Below are 18,172 nucleotides of genomic sequence, written 5' to 3' on the forward strand. Positions count from 1 at the left end.
GTTGTAAATCACGCCAGTCACGATGGGGCGATCGATATCGCTCTCTAGGAAGCTTATTGTTACTTCTTGCCCGATGCGCGGGATAAATTGATGGCCCCAGCCCGCACCGGCTGAAGGGTAGGCAACACGAATCCAGCAGGACGACTTGTCATCAAGGTTTGCACCAAACTCGGGATGTTCTGCGGCACGCTGCCAATGGAGCTGAATTTTTATGCGGCCTTGCTCGTCAGTATGGACTTCTGCACCGGCAGGGCCAACCACCGTGGCGGTTTGCAAGCCTGGGCTAGTGGGCTTGGTAAATTCTTGTTCTGCAAGATGGCTAAGTACAGGCTGGCCACGCCTTTGGGCGGTAAAGTCGGCTCGATAAGGCGTGTTATCTTTAGCCGAAGTGGCAAGCAGGCTAGGGGCGATCAGTTGTAATTGCTGGCTTAAATCCACCGGCAAATTATTATTTGCTGTGAACCTTAGCTCGGTGATCGCAAATTCGCACTGCTCGGCAGAATCCAACTCGTGCGCGGGGTGATCTTCTAAGCGGAACCATTGCCCCGCTTGCAAGCTGCGCAATGTGCCGGAGCCAGAAAAAGATTTCTTTTGCCCATCTAAAGCATCCTGACGCAGCTTGGCATCGTTGCTGAGCTGGTCTAAATCGCTGGCGTAGTAATGCGTTTGCGGGTCGTAATATTCTAGGCTGGCTTGGATTTGTTGCCCACCTTCGCCCTGATCGATAGCGCTATCGCTTGAGCTGAGGCTGGTACTGCTGGCTTTGTAGTCATAGCTGGCAAGGGCAACCGAGCTGCTGCCAATTTGCCGCTGGCTGTGCCATTGGGTAAGAGAGTCACTTTTTTCGCTGGCATCGGCGCGATGAAAGCGAGCGATCGGCTCCAAAGCTTCGGGGATGGAGAAAACATCATCAAAAACCACGAGCTGTACTTGCGGGGAATCTCCTGCCAAATGTTCAAAACGCCACGATAGGCCGCATTCTTTCATTAAGCGGCATAAAAAGGCGTAATCGTTCTCTCGGTACTGTAAGCAATAAGAGCGGGGCGAGTATTCGCCCGATAGTTTGAAATCCAGCGTTTGCACTGAGGCAAATACAGGATTCTTGGCCTGATGTTCGGCTAGTACCTGTTTCACAATATCGACGGCGGATAAATCCTGAAAAACGCGAGAAGTACGGCGATATCTAAGCAAGGCAAACGGCGGCTCTATCGTCAGTGCATACTTTGCAAAGCCCCCATCTGAGCCTAAAAGCTGTACCTGGCTAATGACCCCGCAACGCTCAATCGCGTCGCCATTGGCATCTGCTATCGCCAAAACCACCGGCAAGCCTAGCAGCGATTTAAGTTCTAAATCGCCAATGGGGGACAGGCACTCAATCTGATAGCGATAAGCCTTATTTATCCCCTCGCTGCCTGTTACGCGCTGGGGTAATAACTGCTCGCCCCATGCTGCACCATCGCCAAGCTGAAGAGAGATAAGGCGCTGATCTTGATTAAAAGCAGCGGCGAAAGAGGCAAGCAGATCAAGGGTCATGAGAAACCAAGGGCTTACAGGGGATTTCTATATTACACGAGGCTTTATGCTTGCTGATCTAGGCTTGCAAAAAATATATTGTGTAATTATGCACAAAATCAGAATTTGTAAGTTGTTTTACTTATCTCCTGCTTCATGCAGGCTCTACGTGGTCATGAAGTAGAATGTATCTTGGAAGGGGGATTACTTGATAAGATCTGTTCTTAGCGGGATTTTTGCGTAAACCCGTTGCAGATTGTTGCGGTTTATTGCGGGTTAAGGGCAAAAGTGAGTATTGATAAGCTGTTGATTTTATTGGTTTGTTGTGCTATTTCCTCGCATGGGGTGCAAGGGGTCAGCTTACGCTGGCCTGATCTTTTATTTTAGATTGCTGCTTGGTACTGGTGGCAGTGCATCAATCCAGTTCGCCCATTCCTGCATCATTTGTATTCTTTCTGGCATGTATTCAGCGTGGTTATATGCGGCTTTTACTTCGTTTCGCTCTGCGTGTGCCAGTTGCCTCTCAATCACTTCAGAGCGCCAGCCTAGCTCATGAAGTAGGGTAGATGCCGTAGACCTGAAACCATGGCCTGAAAATTGGCCTGCGTAGCCCATACGCTCTAATGCTTTGTTGATTGTGGTTGCTGTCATGCATGCGTTGGCGGAGCGCATATTGGGGAACAGGAATGCTTGGCCTCCAGATAGGGTGTGCAGCTCACGAAGTAATGCGATGGCCTGCTTTGCTAGGGGCACGATATGGACTTCGCCCACTTTCATTTTATGTTTCATCTTTAATCGTGCGGCCGGTATGCGCCATTGTGCCGTAGTTAAATCAAACTCTACCCACTCTGCTTTGCGTAGTTCAATGGTTCTTACAAAGGTCAGCATCATTAAGCGCATGGCAATCAAAGTGCCTCGGTATCCACCATATTTGGCCATAGCCGCTAGCAGCACAGGGATTTCGTTCTTAGAAAGCGGGGGGTTGTGCCGTACTGTTTGGCGTTTGAGTGATCCACTAAGCGCTGCTGCTGGGTTGTGTTCAATTCTTTGCGTAACGATGGCGTACCGGCAAATCTGGCCGACCCATAAGTGAATCAGGGCCGCTACAGAGGGAGCGCCACGCTCTTCTACTTCGCGGATAAGTTTTAATAGGTAGGCCGCTTTGAGGCTTCTGATTGGGATGGCACCAATTTGCGGCAGGATATCCCTATTTAGGTAGGTTTCTGCTTGCTTTAGATATCCTGCCGACCAGCTATTGCGATTGTGTTCTATCCATTCTTGGCTGATAACAGCAAAAGTTTCGGCGTTTTCTTCTTGCTGGGTTAGCTTCTCCAAATCTTTGGCATGGGTTGGGTTTAAGCCTTGCTTGACTTGCTCCCTTGCCCATTCTCGTATTTTCCGAGCCTCAGCAAGTGTTATGCGCGGATATTCACCGATCGTATAAATGCCGTCTTTTTTAGGGGTAAGCCAATAGCGATAGCGCCAGACTTTTAAGCCGCTTTGGCCGTATATCAAGGTATAGGCCTAGCCCATCGCTTAGTTTTATGGCTTTTTCGCCTGGCTTGGTGTTGCGGATTTTTGTATCTGTGAGGGAGGGCATTTCTGTACCGGATAAGGGCAGGGCGGGGGTGCGTTATCCGGCATCTTATCCTGTTTTTACTTGGCTGCACCACTACGGGACTGGATGCTGCTAGTTAAGAACCTAGTAAAAATGAGGGTTTGAGGTGATTTTGTGGACGGTACTATGTGCTGATAAACCTGCATGCTAATTATCGAGCATAAGCAGCATGGTTTTATCCTGTGAATTTATTAAGTGTATTGCGCCGAGATGCGCATTTTATGAGGCGAGACTAGGGTCAACGCCATCGGCAAAAGGGGCATGCGCGGTGGGCAAAATACGCAGGAAAAAACAAGCGGCTCATTCCATACCTTTTAGGGCTGGATTAATGAGTGTTCATTATACGGATAGGCGGCGGAGAGTCTAGATTGCAGGCATTAAATCAAGGATAGGGGGACGTGAAACTAAGTACTCTAGGCAGAAACGATGATTTTTATAGTGATAAAAAAGGCAAACACAGTGTGTTTGCCTTTTTTTGAAACGTAGAGCTTGGTTTATTTCGCCATTTCTTCTTTCGGAGCTTCTTTTTTCATTTCAGCTTGATGTTTTTTAGCGTCTTTTCTTGCTTTGTGATGTTTGTTTTCTTTTTTCTGCAGGGTCATACCATCTTTGTTCATAACACCTTCAGCAAACGTAGCCACAGAAGTTAAGGCAACACATGCAGCAGCAAGGGCGATAATAAGCTTTTTCATAAATTGAAACTCCTAGTGAGAAAAGTGCAAGATGGTGCTTTTGGTCTCAAATAAGCCCATATCAGCTTGCTTACTACTTGAATGCGTTTGCAAGTTTGTGTGAGCAATGAGCGTACTTATTCATAAACTATGTAAGAAGATTTTTCTACATAGAAATATAAATTTTATCAAAAAGTGGCGCGTTAGCTAGGTTTCGTTGGGAAAATAACAATATTTTAGCCGGCCTTTACTGACACTCACCGCTAGTTGCTTGTGTATTTTTTGCCTATATGGAAAATATTATTGGATTTGGCTTACAGAGGTCGCTATTGTTTTGCGCTGTGGTAATGGCCTGTTGTTTGTTGCAACAAAACAGGCCCAATCAATAAGTGACACTTAGTTAGGAATAATCCCGCATGCCACCCTCATGCCTCCGCCCCCTAAAGCTGCAGGGAGATCTGCGTGGTTGTCGCCACCCATATGTATCATCAGTGTGTGATCTTTTAGGTCGGCTATTTTAAGGCGGGGTGCTAGTACGGGCTGATTGGTTTTGCCGTCTGCTCCAATAATCAACGCGGGTAAATCACCTAAATGTCCATCACCCCAAGGTGAACCGTGGCGTTTGCTGCCGCGTGGGTCGTAATGTCCACCTGCCGCGAGGGCTGGAACCATTTTCCCGTTTTGCTCTTTTGCTGCGCAACTGGCATTTTCATGCATATGAAAGCCATGTGCGCCAGCGGGTAAGCCTTCGATATTGGGGGTAAAAACAAGGCCGTAGGCAGATTCTGAAATCACGACATTTCCAATAGACTGTACGCTACCTTTATCGCTGACCAAATCCATAGGAACGGTGATGTCGGCATAGGCGCTAAGGGCAATAACAAATGATAAATAGATGATTTTCATGGCGTATATCCTTGGGGTGAATAGCGAGCTAATGCGAGGGGGGCCTTTGGGGTCACGTAGAAGTATAGGTTGCTCGAACCGATTGCGAGTGTCAGGGATATGGGAATAGTGGTATGGGAGGGGTGTGCGGTGCGTCAGGACGTATCTATAGCCCTGACGCGAGTAGGCAATTAGGCGTCTAGGCCAGCTTGCACTAATTCAGCTGCGCGTAATACGGCGCGGGCTTTGTTTAAGGTTTCTTGCCATTCGCTGCTGGGTACGGAATCGGCCACGATGCCAGCGCCTGCTTGCATATAGAGGGTTTTGTTTTTAATCACGGCGGTGCGCAGGGCAATGGCCACATCCATGTCCCCGTTAAAGCCTAGGTAGCCCACCGCGCCCGAGTAAATACCGCGCTTTACTGGCTCGAGCTCGGCAATGATTTCCATGGCACGCACCTTGGGTGCGCCAGAAACCGTGCCAGCAGGGAAGGTGGCTTTGAGTACGTCGATATTGCTCATGCCAGGTTTGAGCTTGCCCTCAACGCTAGAAACAATATGCATCACGTGTGAATAGCGCTCGATCAGCATTTTATCGGTGACTTTTACGCTGCCGGTTTGCGCCACGCGGCCTGCATCGTTGCGGCCTAAATCCATCAGCATAATGTGCTCGGCAATTTCCTTAGGGTCGGCTAATAGCTCGGCGGCTAAGGCCTCGTCTTCAAGCCGAGTTTTTCCGCGCGGGCGGGTGCCCGCAATCGGGCGCACGGTGAGGGTGTCGTCTTCAAGGCGCACTAAGATTTCTGGCGATGCGCCCACAATATGAAAATCACCAAAATGGTAGAAAAACATATAAGGCGAAGGATTTAAGGAGCGCAGGGCGCGGTAAAGCGAGAGGGGCGATTCTGTGTAAGGCAAGCTCATGCGCTGTGAAAGCACCACCTGCATGATATCCCCGTCGATAATGTAATCTTTAGCCTTGAGTACCGCGTCTTTAAAGGCTTCTTCACCAAAGCCTGAGGTCATCTCACTAACGCTAGGTGCTGGGCCTTGGAGTGGGATTTTGGCAGGCTCACGTAATGCCATACGCAGTGTGTGCAATCTATCAGCGGCGATTTGGTAAGCGTTGTCTTGTTCTGGATTGGCGTAAACCACTAGATATAACTTGCCGGATAGATTATCTACTACGATCAGCTCTTCAGAGAGCAGTAGCTGGATATCGGGCGCACCGATTTCATCTGGCTTGTGGGTGCTGGCCAGTTTTTTCTCGATATAGCAGATGGTTTCATAGCCAAAATAGCCAACTAAGCCGCCCAAAAAGCGTGGCAGCATTTTATTGGCGGGGGCGCGATAGCGTTGCTGAAAGCTTTCAATAAAATCCAGCGGATTGCCTTGGTGGGTTTCGATCACTTCATCATTGCAAATGACTTCGGTGAGGTTGCCAACTACCTTGAGGCGGGTGCGGGCAGGTAGGCCAATAAAGGAATAGCGGCCAAAGCGCTCACCCCCCACTACAGATTCTAAAAGATAGCTGTAAGGCTGATTGGCAAGTTTTAGATAGACAGAAAGTGGGGTATCTAGATCGGCAAATAATTCTAGCGTCAGCGGGATGCGGTTATAGCCTTGATCTTTGAGTGCGTTAAATTCGATATTGGACAGCATGGCAATACTCCAAACAGGCTTCTTTACCACTTGGGGCGAAGCAGATCAGCAAAATGGCGTTTGATCGGGCGTGTTTAGCATCGCCATCGCGGCTTGTTTGGTCTGAAGTCCATATTGTTTCTTATTTTGTGGAGGGCTTAGTCTCAATTTTTGCCGATCTTAAGTAAAATGGTCAAATTATTACTGAATTTACTTTACTTACAGCCCGTCTTTTAAGTCATTAAGGGGCAGATATAGCGGATTTCTTGCAGCACTTGGCTACCAAGTGTAAAGCTTTTTGGGGCAGCACCATCGTGCACAAACCCGGCTGCAGTATAAAACTTAATTGCGCGATCATTTTGTGGAAACACCCATAGGCTGCAAGCCTGAAAACCACTCTCTGCTAAAACCGCCTTAGCTTGTAACAGTAGTGCTTGCCCCACGCCGCTAGACCAATGCTCACTGGCCACATAGAGCGCCCAAATTTCTGCATCTATGGCAGATGCGTTTTGATCGCGCGATGGGGCAAAATTAATCCAGCCGAGTAGGGTATGGTTTTGCTTTGCAACCAGAATCGTTGATGCTCCCCTGGCCATTTTTTGCCGCCACGAAGCGGTGCGTTGCTCAATACAGAGTGTGGCAAGGTAATCGGCGGCAACAATATCTATATATGCTGCTTGCCATGCTTGGATATGGATTGCAGCAATGGCAGGCGCATCGTTATCGCTGGCTGGGGTGATTTGCATAAAAGCAGGCTTCTGATCGTAAGCTGTTGTAATAGATATGCAGCAACAATTACGGCTGCAGGCTGCGTTGTGCTAGCTCTAGCTGTCTGGTCGCTGCCTGTAATTTAACATCAAACTGATGATCTTTGTTCACAAAGAGGCCACTAAGGAGAAGATCTTCAGCGTGCTGACGGCCTTGCTCTGCTGGTAGTAGGCCGCACACTTTGATTTGCGCATTATTAATACAATAAGAGCCAAGTTCGAGTGTGCTTATGTAAGGCTCACTGAGCTGAATGAGCGCACGTTGGTCAGCAGGTAGCCAGCAAGATAGCCCTCCCATGGAAAGATCATAAATAGGCATGCGCAATATTTGCTTACCCCCTAATTGTAAGGTGCAAAGATAGGGATTGATGATGGGGGCTTTAGAGCGAAAGTGTTCGCGGCGCTGTAGCTTAATTAAGGAATCTGGAATAGGCGATTGCAATATTGGGCGAGTATTTTTATACGCATGGTTTAATTCTTCGACTACAAATTGAATCAGTGCCCCACCACCTAGCGCAGCAACGCATATGGCTTTGCTGCTGGGATTGATTTGGATCTCTGGATGGGTGTTTTCTAAATAGAGAACATTATCTTTTTCATTTATTTCTAATAATAAACAGATTAATAGTTCTTCATTTTCATTTGCAAATACGGTAATGGGCTCATTAAACCTTTGCAATTGTTGTAATAAATTTAAAACTTCCTTACGTGTGGTCTTGCGGAACTCATTGAGCGTATTGCCATGCTCAGTCAGAAAAGTAAGTGAAGTTTTAAAGTTCATGCTCGTCCCCTGCAAAAAGCTTGATTTGAAGAACGAGGACGTTGCCGCGCTCGGTGCCGCTGTTTCTGTATAGCAACGAATGCTGCAACTAGCAGTTTTAGGGCTGATCTAACTTAATCCTATCAACTTAAGATTTAAACCATTGTGTAGGGTGGGCAAAAAATGCGCCCACCCTACAAATTTTACATATCCTTATGTTGATAGGATGGCGATCTAACTGGATTTTATTGTGGTTGGAACGGCGTTTGCGGCGCTTTGCCTAGCTTGGTAAATGGTGTGCTGCATTTTATCGCGCTGAGTAGCGTTTTATCGGGGGGAACTGCGCCTCATCTCATTGGCATAAATAAAGCAATCAGTCGGCATACATTAGATGCATTCTCCTAGCTGAGGCCTCCTCAATGTATCCGATCGTACTAAAACAGGTTAGTAAGCACTATCGCTTGGGCTCGGTTGATGTGCCAGCCTTACAAGACATTAATCTAGAAATTTATCCCAACCGCTTTACGGTGATTGCTGGGCAATCAGGCAGCGGCAAGAGCACCTTACTTAATTTAATGGGCTGCATTGATCGAGCCGATAAGGGTGAGGTATTGGTGGCAGGGCAAAATTTAGATCAATTATCTGATAATGCCTTGGCTGATTTTCGGGCGGTACACCTAGGTTTTATTTTTCAAAATTTTAATTTATTGCCGGTGCTCAGCGCTTTTGAAAACGTTGAGCTGCCTTTACGCATGCTTAATGTATCAAGTGCGATTAGGAACAAGCGTGTGATGGAGCTGCTGGATGCGGTGGGCTTGGCGGATAAGGCTAAAAACCGTCCTGGGCAATTATCCGGCGGGCAAAGGCAGCGAGTGGCCATTGCCCGTGCCTTGGTCACCGCGCCTAAGCTGGTTTTGGCTGACGAGCCAACTGCTAATTTAGATAGCCAAACTGGCGCGGGGATTTTGGCGCTGATGCGTCATATGCAGCGCGAGCATCAGGTGAGCTTTGTGTTTTCTTCGCATGATCCACAAGTATTGGCCGAGGCCGACGATGCGGTGTTTATTCGGGATGGCCGTATTTTGAGCATTGAACGTCGTGAGCTGCATCGTGCCCCTAGCAAAGTAGAGGTGATGGCATGAATATGCTGACGTTAGCCTTGCGTAATTTGCTGCGAAATTATCGCCGCTCCTTGGCAACTTTATTGGCCATGTTGGTGGGGGTGGTGTCGGTGTTGCTATTTGGCGGCTATAGCCAGAATATTCATTTAGGCTTACAAACTGGTTTTGTGCAAAGCAGCGGGCATTTACAGATTCAGCATAAAGATTACTTTTTATACGGTAATGGCAACCCTGCTGCTTACGGGATTGCTGATTACCCTGCCTTGGTGCTGGCTTTAAAAAATGACCCCGTGCTGGCCCCAATGCTGACCATAGTTACGCCAACCTTAAGCTTGGGTGGTATTGCAGGTAATTTTGCAGCCGGTGTATCCCGCACCGTATTTGGCCGTGGAGTGGTAGTAGAAGACCAAAATGTGCTGAGGCGCTGGAATGATTATGCGTTTCCGGTAAAGCCTAAAATTTCCGCCTTAACCGGCACCTCGCCCGATTCCGCCGTGATTGGCACGGGGGTGGCGCGGGTCTTGGCCTTATGTGGTGTGCTTAAAGTAAAAAACTGTCCACAAGCCACCTCCATAGAAGCATCAACCGGCCCTGATGCACCCGCCGATGTGCTGGCTTTATCCGGTGCAACGGCGGCCCCAGCTACGGGGCGAATCGAGATGCTGGCGGCCAATTCGCATGGCGCGCCCAATGTGGCGGCACTGAATGTAGTGAAGGCAGAAAGCACGGGGGTGAAAGAGCTGGATGATATGTTTGTCGCCCTGCATTTATCCCAAGCACAGCGCTTGGTGTATGGCGCAGCTGCCCCGCAAGTGACCGCGATTGTGCTGCAGCTGAAACATACCAGCCAAATGCCAGCTGCCAAGGCGCGCTTAGCGCAGTTAATGGCTGGCCCATTAAAAAATCAGCAGCTAGAAGTGCACGACTTTGCCACGCTTAACCCGCAATACGAGCAAATTACTGGCATGTTAAGCGCGATCTTTGGCTTTATCTCGCTGCTAATCGGCTCGATCGTGCTGTTTACCGTTGGCAATACCATGAGTATGGCGGTGGTAGAACGCACGGTGGAAATTGGCACACTGCGCGCCATCGGCTTACGCCAATCTGGAATTAGGCGTTTGTTTGTCTGCGAGGGCACTTTATTAGGCGTCATTGGGGCTGTGATTGGTTTAATCAGTGCTTTAAGCATCGCGTGGATCGTGAACCACAGCGGCCTCACTTGGACCCCGCCTGGTAATGTCGATCCCATCCCGCTCACGGTACGCGTGTGGGGTGAAAGCCAAATGATGCTGAGCACCGGTCTTGGGCTGATGGGCGTAGCCTTACTCTCCTCATGGTGGCCTGCCCGTCGCGCGGCCAAGCTCAATATTGTTGAAGCATTGCGGCATGCCTGAGTGAGTTTTGTTGCTAGATAAATGGGGTCATGAACAATACTAAATTCACGAAAATAACCTACTTAATTGATGTTACGCGGCAAGATCAAAAAATGCGCAGTCCACTAAAAGCACAAAAAAAACGAACAAATGCTGCATTCAGGCTCCTTTGATTGATTTAAAAAAACAATCTAAGAATGCCCTGATTCGATTTAGTCAGCGGCCCTCTCAATTAAAAAAACAGAGTGAGATCATGCTCATCTGATGGGCTTGTTTCGTGTATTTAGTGTTTTTCGTGGACGAATTGTGTCCTACAAAATATCAGCCAAAACACGTGGAGTTTTGAGATGAAAAAAATATTTGTCCTTGCCTTAGCTATGGTTTGGCATTCGGCCAGCTTTGCTGCGCTGGATGCGCAAGCTTTATTGGCCGCTAGCGATGCTATTCGTAATCCGAGTAAATCGTTTGGGCTGACTACCAACTTGATTGAATACCGTAAGGGTAAAGAAACCGATAGGAACACTTTGGCAATTTATTCTCGGCCCGATGGCGGGCGTTATCGTAATCTGATCCGCTTTGTGGCACCGATCAGGGATGCCGGCAAATTGCTGCTTAAAGATGGCAATGATTTGTGGTTTTATGACGCATCCAGTAAGGCCAGTGTGCGGATTTCGCCACAGCAGCGGCTGTTGGGGCAGGCATCCAATGGCGATGTCGTCACGGTGAATCTGGCGCAAGACTATCGTGCAGAGCTGGCGGGAGAAGAAGATATCCAAGATGGGGAGCGCAAAAACCGCCATTGCTACAAGCTGGCGCTAAAAGCCAGCACAGAAGATGTGACGTATCATCGTATTGAAATGTGGCTGGATGCAGCCAGCAAGCAGCCCGTCAAATCCTTGTTTTACACCGAAAGCGGGCGCTTACTAAAAACGGCTTATTTTAGGCATTACCAAATGCTGCTTGGGGTAGAGCGCCCAAGTGAAACGGTGATTATTGATGGCCTAGACCCGAGTTGGGTCACCGTAATGAGAAACAGCGATTTTGCTTGGCGCGATGTACCAGAAAGCTGGCTGCAAAAAGACTATCTACCCCGCTTTAAGCCGGAGTAAGCCGTGTTGAAACTACACTGGCTATTTTTGGCGCTAATTAGCCACACCGCCTTGGCTAACGATTTGGATGCCCTAGCGCTGGCCGATCAAACCCAAGAGGAGCAAGTCAAAGCCAGCGATATGGCTTGGTTTATTGAAGGTGCTCTTGGGCAGGCGCGCTTGCAAAATGGCCGCGGCGAGCAGGCTACACAACGCCTTTCGTTTGATTTACGTTTAGATAAAAGCTTGGCCACTGACTGGCGAGTGGTGCTGGCTGATCGCTTAGATTTGGCTTGGCAAGGGTGGCAGGGGTCTGTAAGCAAAATCAACACTCTAAAAGAAGCGTTCCTCAGCTGGCAACCGCAGCCTGATTGGGCTGTGGATTTAGGCCGGATTAATACCCGCTATGGTGTGGCGCAGGGCTATAACCCGAGTGATTTTTTCCGTAATGGTGCTTTAAGGTCGGTGGTATCGGTTGCCCCCGCTAGCTTACGAGAAAACCGCCAAGGCACCGTGATGTTACGTGGGCAAAAACTATGGTCGGGTGGGGCGATCACGGCAATTTTAGCGCCCAAATTGGCCGAGCAAGCCAGCCACGAACCCTTTAGCCCAGATTGGGGCGCTAGCAATCCCCAAACGCGCTATTTACTGGCGCTGAGCCAACAGGGGCCATCCTCTCTCGCTGGGCAAATGCTGCTATTTGGCGAAGCAGATACCGAACCGCAGTTGGGCTTTAATCTATCAGGCTTACTGAATGATGCAACGGTGCTGTATTCAGAATTTACTGCAGGCAAAGAGACCGCCATGACTTACCGCATGAGTAGTGGTTTTACTTGGACATCGGCCTATAAACTTTCGCTAAGCTTGGAATATCAATACGATGGTGGTGCTAAAAACGCGGCAGAATGGCAAGCTTTGCAGCAAGGGCCGTTATCTGACTATTGGCGTTACCGTAGCGATGTGCAATCAAGGCAGGCGTTAAATACCCAACAAGCGACGATGCTCTACGCCAGTTGGCCCGATTTACTGCCTTCTTTAGAGCTGGCGGCGCTGTGGCGGCATGATTTAATCGATTCTAGCGATATGGCGTGGTTTGAAGCGCGTTATCATTTCAAAGCCCTTGATTTAGCCGTGCAATGGCAAATTAATCGCGGCGATGCGCTGAGCGTGTATGGAGCCTTGCCACAGCGGCAATCAGGGCTGTTATTAGCCAAGTATTATTTTTGAGTTGCTAATTAAAGGGTGATGGTTTTTTATAAAAAATATTCTGCTGCGTCCTGCTCAATATTGGGTGCAGCAAGTAGCGCCCTACAATTTACGGTCTTCGTGTGTTATGTGGATGAAATAGATTGCTTTGGTTTGTGAGGAAGTAAATGCTTGATATTAAAATTTTACTAGAGAGATGGCGGCGTGATTTGCCGGTTTTACTGTTGGTAAATACGCTGATTGCGGGTTTGTGTACCTTAGTTAGCGATATTCGTTATTTATTGGATAATTTACTGATTTCCCATTCAATTGGCTTCAGTATTTCACTGCTTAATACCCTGATATTTTGTCATACTTCCGATCCCATTGTAGCGCCAAGCAAATTGCGCCCTTGGCGCTTTATTCTGGTGATTCCCTTTGGTGTGTTATTGGGATTTAAAATAGCAAATTGGCTCGGCGCACCTGATTTACTTGTTTACTTTTGGGTGAACCCAAGCCAACAATGGCGCGGGATAGCCACCGCTATTTTGTTGACGACATCCGCCACTGGGTTTTTTATTGTTTTCTATCGAGCGCAAACGTATCGAGCACAATTAGCCATAGAGCAGCAGCAATCGGCAGAGGCCAAGCAATCAGAGCTGGCTGCGCAATTGGCCTTATTACAAGCACAAATTGAGCCGCATTTTTTATTTAATACGCTGGCGAATGTACGCAGCCTTATTACCCGTGATGCGCCCTTGGCGCAGGCCATGTTAGATCATTTAAATAATTATTTGCGCGCAAGCTTAAGCCGCACTCGTAAGCGGCAGGTTACTTTGGCCGAAGAGCTAGATTTGGTGACGGCTTTGCTGGCGATTTCACAAATTAGATTAGGCAGCCGCTTACGCTATCAAATAGATGTGCCCGCTGATTTACACGCCGCGCTATTGCCTCCGCTACTGTTACAGCCCTTGGTAGAAAATGCTTTAGAGCACGGCATTGAACCTGCCGTTGAAGGAGGTGAGGTGCGTATTGTGGTGGATATGGTTGAGCAATTACTACGCTTACGTGTTTATGATACTGGGCTTGGTTTGGATGCTGGGGCAATTCAAGAAAGCGGCGATGGGGTGGGCCTGCCAAATGTGCGTAAGCGTTTAGAAAATCTCTATGGGGGGGAAGGTCGGCTGGCGCTTTACCCAAATCTGCCATCTGGTGTAATCTCTGAAATTGTCTTGCCCTTGAATCGACTAAACGATTAATGGATATAACCCATGCCTACAGCCTTAATTGCTGACGATGAGCCGCTGCTTGCCGCTAGTCTTGCAGAGCGCCTACAGGCGCTTTGGCCTGAATTAAAAATTGTTGCGGTGGTGAAAAATGGTTTAGAGGCGGTAGCAGAGATCAATCGTAAACAGCCCGATTTTGTGTTTTTGGATATTCGTATGCCTGGATTAAGTGGCTTACAGGTTGCCAGTACTTTGCATCATGCACGTGTGGTGTTTGTAACTGCTTTTGATGAATATGCAATTTCTGCTTTTGAAAATGCGGCGCTTGATTATTTGCTCAAGCCAGTCAGTGACGAAAGGTTGGCGCAATGTGTGGGGCGGCTACAGCGTGAAAATAGGCCCAGTGTTGATTTTGGGGCCTTGATCTCTAGCTTGCAAAAAGAGCCGCTTGGCTTGGCCTGGCTAACGGTTGGTCTGGGTGATGTCACGCGCTTGGTTGCGGTGGATGAGGTGTTGTTTTTTCAATCGGCGGATAAATATACCGAGGTGGTTACTGTTCACGAGCGCCATTTAATTCGCACGTCTTTAAAAGAGTTATTGCCTCAGCTGAATCCTAAAAGTTTTGCCCAAGTACATCGCGCCTACATCGTTAATTTGCATGTGGTCGCGCGAATTGAGCGCGATTTATTGGGCCGGCAAAAAATAGAGCTTAAAAATAGTTCGCATAGCCTGCCTTTAAGCCGGAGTTTTGCCGCGCAGTTTCGGCAAATGTAAACCTCTTTTGCTCCATACAAAAACCAGCACAGCGAACAGCGCAAGCAATCACTGATTTGCGTTTTGTTGATTAAGGTTGGTTTAACAGTCTATTCTTATTTACCCAACTGCAGCGTTCTAGCATACAATTATAGGCCGAAATTTGATGACCAATTGTGTTGCTTTAGGGGTTTAGTAATGAATATTTCACAACGATTAATCGCATTGATTGTAGTTGCCCTACTTTCATTGCTATCGGTGATGATGTTGGGGGTGTCAAAATTAAATGATCAGGCAGACCGTTTAAAGTATATTTCTGAACATTCAATGCAGAGTGCTTTATTGGCAAATAAAATAGCCAATGATTTAAATCAAAACCGTATTGTTCTGTTTGTGCATATTCTATCTTCTAAAGATCAAGAAAAAGAAGCCATTGCTAAGTTCGTAAGTTTTAATCGTGATTTGCTAGTAAAAAATATCAACATCTATGGGCAGTTTGTGGAAGGGCAGGCAGACGCAGCGCTCTATAAGCAATTACAATCTGCATATAATGATTACGATAAGCTATTTATGGAGGCAATTAAGCTTTCGGATGATAGAGATTTTACCCGTGCATTTGAATTGGCTAATGAAACAGGTTTCGCAAAATTTACCGCAGTGATACAGCCGGTAAATGGCTTGGTTAAATTTAATGAAGACCATGCCAAAGAATTGATTGTTGATGCTGAAACGGCCAATTCAAAATCTAGATTATTGTTTTTGGCTATTTCTGGCTTTGGTGTGGTATTGGTTTCTTTTATTGGGCTATTAATTTATCGCGCGATACGTAAACCTTTACTCGATAGTTTAGCTTCTTTATCCCATATTGAAGAAAAGCTCGATTTTACCCGCCGTATTCCTGTGCATAGCAATGATGAAATTGGTCAGTTAGTAAAAGCCGTCAATCATATTCTTGATGCGGTGCAAAAGAGTTTTATTAATATTGAGCAATCCCTTCAGCAAATGTCGGGTGCAGCGGTAGAAATGTCGCTGAATACCCGTCAGCTAACAAAAATTTCTGTTGTATCCAGCGAATCAGCCGCTCATATGGCCGCTACTGTTGAAGAAGTCACCGTAAGTATTAATCATGTAGCCGAGCGTGCTCGGGACACTAAAATTCATACGCAAAATTCTGGGCAATTAGCCAGCGATGGTGAACGCGTAATTAATGCAACGGTTACAGAAATTGATAGTATTGCCGGCACGGTACGTGAAGCTTCAACTGAAATGAGTGATTTACAATTTAAGAGTAATCAAATTCGAATTGTAGTGAATGAGATTAAAGAAATTGCCGATCAAACCAATTTACTTGCTTTAAATGCCGCGATTGAAGCGGCTAGGGCGGGTGAATTAGGCCGTGGTTTTGCCGTTGTGGCCGATGAGGTCAGAAAACTAGCCGAGCGCACGGGTAAATCAACTCAAGAAATTGCCAATACCGTTAGCTCTATTCAAGAAGGCTCGGATCGTGCTGTGGCGCGGATGCGGCAGGTGGTGCAGCGAGTAGAAGAAGGCGTTACCCATGCGCGTGGCGCAGGTACGGCGATTGCTAATATTAAGGCGGCCTCTGATGTTGTAGTAAGCTATGTGGTGGATATTTCTGAAGCGCTGCTTGAGCAGAGCAGCGCCAGCACGGCAATGGCGCAGCAGGTAGAGAAAATTGCGCATATGTCGGAGCAAACCAGTGATGCCGCAGTGCAGTCGGAAGTGTCTGCAGATCAACTACAAAAATTAATTGAATCGGTGCAAAAAGCAATTTCAAGTTATCGTCTTGCTTAATGATTTAAGCTGTGTTCAAGACAAGCCCCTACCACGTGGGGGCTTGTCTCATTTTTAATAAGGGTTAGCGATGTTGCAGCGACTTAGGCAATCAAGCTCTTTTTGGATGATTGTTGCGTGTTTTTGTTTTGCCATTATGGGTGTTTTCGTTAAATTAGGGAGCGCGCAGTTTTCTGCATCAGAGCTGGTTTTTTACCGCTGTGTAGCGGGTTTTGTTGCAATATCAATGGTAGTGCTGCCGCAGGGGAAATCATTTAAAGTAAGCGGGCCGATGTTTAAATTGCATCTATCACGCAGTGTGTCTGGCTTTGTTTCTTTATTACTTTATTTTTATGCTATTGCCCATTTGCCACTCTCTACGGCAGTCACACTCAGCTATACCTCTCCCTTGTTTTTAACCTTATTAATGGTTTTCTTTTTAAAGCATAAGCCGCAGCGTAGACAAGTCATTACCATTTTATTGGGATTTGTAGGCGTACTCATTTTGCTTAAACCTACTTTTGAAAGTAGCTTATGGATGGCAGGCTTAATTGGTTTATGCGCGGGGTTTTTAGCCAGTATTGCCTATATTAATGTGAATAAATTAGGGCAGGCGGGTGAGCCTGAATGGCGTACTGTGTTTTATTTTTCTTTTTTTTCCTCGCTCGGGGCCGGTATGTTGATGTTATTGCAAAGCCAACGCTTAACTGCATTGAATCAAAGTAATCTTTGGATTGTATTTGGCTTAGGGGTTTCTGCAACAATTGCACAATTATCGATGACTAGAGCGTATAGCCGTGGCAAAACACTGGCCGTTGCTAGCTTGGCTTATTTGACCGTGCTATTTGCAACTTTGTTTGCTGTATTCCTTTGGGATGAAAAATTGAGCGCGTCAAGTTTTATTGCTATGTCATTAATTGCCGGTTGTGGCATATTATCGAGTGTGCGAGGAATAAAAAAGCAATAAGCTGTAAGTAATATTGTTATTTTAAAATAAATGCTTAAAAATAGCGCGCTTAAGGAGAATTCAATGCGGTTTTTGCTATCGAATGACGATGGTTATTTTGCGCCAGGCATTTTAGCTTTGGCAGATGCTTTACGCGAAGAGGGTGAGGTGATTGTTTGTGCACCAGAGCGCGATCGCAGTGGCGCGAGTAATTCGCTGACTTTGGATCGTCCTTTAAGCGTACGCAAAGCGCCTAGCGGCTTTTGGTATGTGAATGGCACGCCAACGGATTGCGTGCACTTAGCCGCAACCGGCTTGATGGATACGTTGCCGGATATGGTGGTGGCGGGGATTAATCATGGTGCAAATATGGGGGATGACACCATCTACTCTGGTACCGTGGCCGCCGCTACTGAGGGGCATTTACTTGGCGTGCCTGCCATGGCGATCTCTTTGGCTTCTAGAAATCCGCAGCATTTTGCAACGGCGGCAAAAGTAGCCCGAGACTTAGTGCAAAGATTTATTCAATCGCCTTTTGCCGCGCCAGTGTTATTAAATGTCAATGTGCCGGATATTCCCTATGCTGAATTAAAAGGCGTACAAATGACTCGCTTGGGGCGTCGACATAAATCGTCAGGCGTGATTCAATCCAAAAATCCGCGCGGGGAAACTATCTGGTGGGTGGGGCCTGTGGGTGAGGTCTCTCATGCAGGGGAAGGCACGGATTTTCATGCGGTAGCCCACGGCTATGTATCTGTAACCCCTTTGTCGGTTGATCTAACCGCTAAAACACAACTTGATCTTGTCTCCGCATGGCTATCCGATTGAATATT

General features: G+C 47.3%; 16 protein-coding genes. 9 read left to right on the forward strand and 7 right to left on the reverse strand.

Annotated elements, in window-relative coordinates; all coding sequences use genetic code 11:
* The 7 genes from Q0R17_RS15990 to Q0R17_RS16020 all read right to left on the reverse strand — a co-directional run.
* On the reverse strand, window positions 1–1,533 hold a 1,533-nt coding region (locus Q0R17_RS15990), incomplete at its 3' end, for a type VI secretion system Vgr family protein (RefSeq protein ID WP_293936649.1).
* 357 nt (window positions 1,534–1,890) lie between these two features.
* The gene (locus tag Q0R17_RS15995) at window positions 1,891–3,027 is read right to left on the reverse strand and encodes a tyrosine-type recombinase/integrase (protein ID WP_293936651.1); all 1,137 of its coding nucleotides are present in this window, start codon (window positions 3,025–3,027) and stop codon (window positions 1,891–1,893) included.
* A 597-nt stretch (window positions 3,028–3,624) separates the two neighbouring features.
* Window positions 3,625–3,822: a hypothetical protein gene (locus Q0R17_RS16000; protein WP_293936653.1), complete on the reverse strand. Its 198-nt coding sequence runs from the start codon at window positions 3,820–3,822 to the stop codon at window positions 3,625–3,627.
* Window positions 3,823–4,197: 375 nt separating this feature from the next.
* The gene (gene sodC / locus Q0R17_RS16005) at window positions 4,198–4,707 is read right to left on the reverse strand and encodes a superoxide dismutase [Cu-Zn] SodC (protein WP_293936655.1); all 510 of its coding nucleotides are present in this window, start codon (window positions 4,705–4,707) and stop codon (window positions 4,198–4,200) included.
* Window positions 4,708–4,877: 170 nt separating this feature from the next.
* Window positions 4,878–6,347 (reverse strand): anthranilate synthase component I, encoded by a 1,470-nt coding sequence (gene trpE, locus Q0R17_RS16010; protein ID WP_293936658.1) that lies wholly within the window; start codon window positions 6,345–6,347, stop codon window positions 4,878–4,880.
* A 212-nt stretch (window positions 6,348–6,559) separates the two neighbouring features.
* On the reverse strand, window positions 6,560–7,072 hold the full coding sequence (locus tag Q0R17_RS16015) for a GNAT family N-acetyltransferase (protein WP_293936661.1): 513 nt from the start codon (window positions 7,070–7,072) through the stop codon (window positions 6,560–6,562).
* A 49-nt stretch (window positions 7,073–7,121) separates the two neighbouring features.
* A complete protein-coding gene (locus tag Q0R17_RS16020) occupies window positions 7,122–7,874 on the reverse strand; it encodes a flagellar brake protein (protein WP_293936664.1) in 753 nt (250 codons plus the stop codon).
* A gap of 398 nt (window positions 7,875–8,272) precedes the next feature.
* On the opposite strand from Q0R17_RS16020, the gene Q0R17_RS16025 reads away from it, so the two are divergent.
* From Q0R17_RS16025 to surE, 9 genes are all read left to right on the forward strand, one after another.
* A complete protein-coding gene (locus tag Q0R17_RS16025) occupies window positions 8,273–8,995 on the forward strand; it encodes an ABC transporter ATP-binding protein (RefSeq protein WP_293936668.1) in 723 nt (240 codons plus the stop codon).
* Window positions 8,992–10,368, forward strand: a complete 1,377-nt coding sequence (locus Q0R17_RS16030) for an ABC transporter permease (protein WP_293936670.1) — start codon at window positions 8,992–8,994, stop codon at window positions 10,366–10,368. The genes Q0R17_RS16025 and Q0R17_RS16030 overlap by 4 nt, the downstream gene beginning before the upstream one ends.
* 326 nt (window positions 10,369–10,694) lie before the next feature.
* Window positions 10,695–11,456, forward strand: a complete 762-nt coding sequence (locus tag Q0R17_RS16035) for an outer membrane lipoprotein-sorting protein (protein WP_293936672.1) — start codon at window positions 10,695–10,697, stop codon at window positions 11,454–11,456.
* A gap of 3 nt (window positions 11,457–11,459) precedes the next feature.
* Window positions 11,460–12,662: a hypothetical protein gene (locus Q0R17_RS16040; RefSeq protein ID WP_293936675.1), complete on the forward strand. Its 1,203-nt coding sequence runs from the start codon at window positions 11,460–11,462 to the stop codon at window positions 12,660–12,662.
* Between the two features lie 146 nt (window positions 12,663–12,808).
* On the forward strand, window positions 12,809–13,879 hold the full coding sequence (locus Q0R17_RS16045) for a sensor histidine kinase (protein WP_293936677.1): 1,071 nt from the start codon (window positions 12,809–12,811) through the stop codon (window positions 13,877–13,879).
* A gap of 12 nt (window positions 13,880–13,891) precedes the next feature.
* The gene (locus Q0R17_RS16050; RefSeq protein WP_293936679.1) at window positions 13,892–14,620 is read left to right on the forward strand and encodes a LytTR family DNA-binding domain-containing protein; all 729 of its coding nucleotides are present in this window, start codon (window positions 13,892–13,894) and stop codon (window positions 14,618–14,620) included.
* A gap of 177 nt (window positions 14,621–14,797) precedes the next feature.
* A complete protein-coding gene (locus tag Q0R17_RS16055) occupies window positions 14,798–16,414 on the forward strand; it encodes a methyl-accepting chemotaxis protein (RefSeq protein ID WP_293936683.1) in 1,617 nt (538 codons plus the stop codon).
* A gap of 70 nt (window positions 16,415–16,484) precedes the next feature.
* Window positions 16,485–17,360, forward strand: a complete 876-nt coding sequence (locus Q0R17_RS16060) for a DMT family transporter (RefSeq protein ID WP_293936686.1) — start codon at window positions 16,485–16,487, stop codon at window positions 17,358–17,360.
* Between the two features lie 63 nt (window positions 17,361–17,423).
* Window positions 17,424–18,167, forward strand: a complete 744-nt coding sequence (gene surE, locus Q0R17_RS16065; RefSeq protein WP_293936688.1) for a 5'/3'-nucleotidase SurE — start codon at window positions 17,424–17,426, stop codon at window positions 18,165–18,167.
* Window positions 18,168–18,172: the final 5 nt, after the last annotated feature.

Origin of the sequence: Iodobacter sp., assembly GCF_025352645.1 — a bacterium.
Taxonomy (GTDB): Bacteria; Pseudomonadota; Gammaproteobacteria; order Burkholderiales; family Chitinibacteraceae; genus Iodobacter.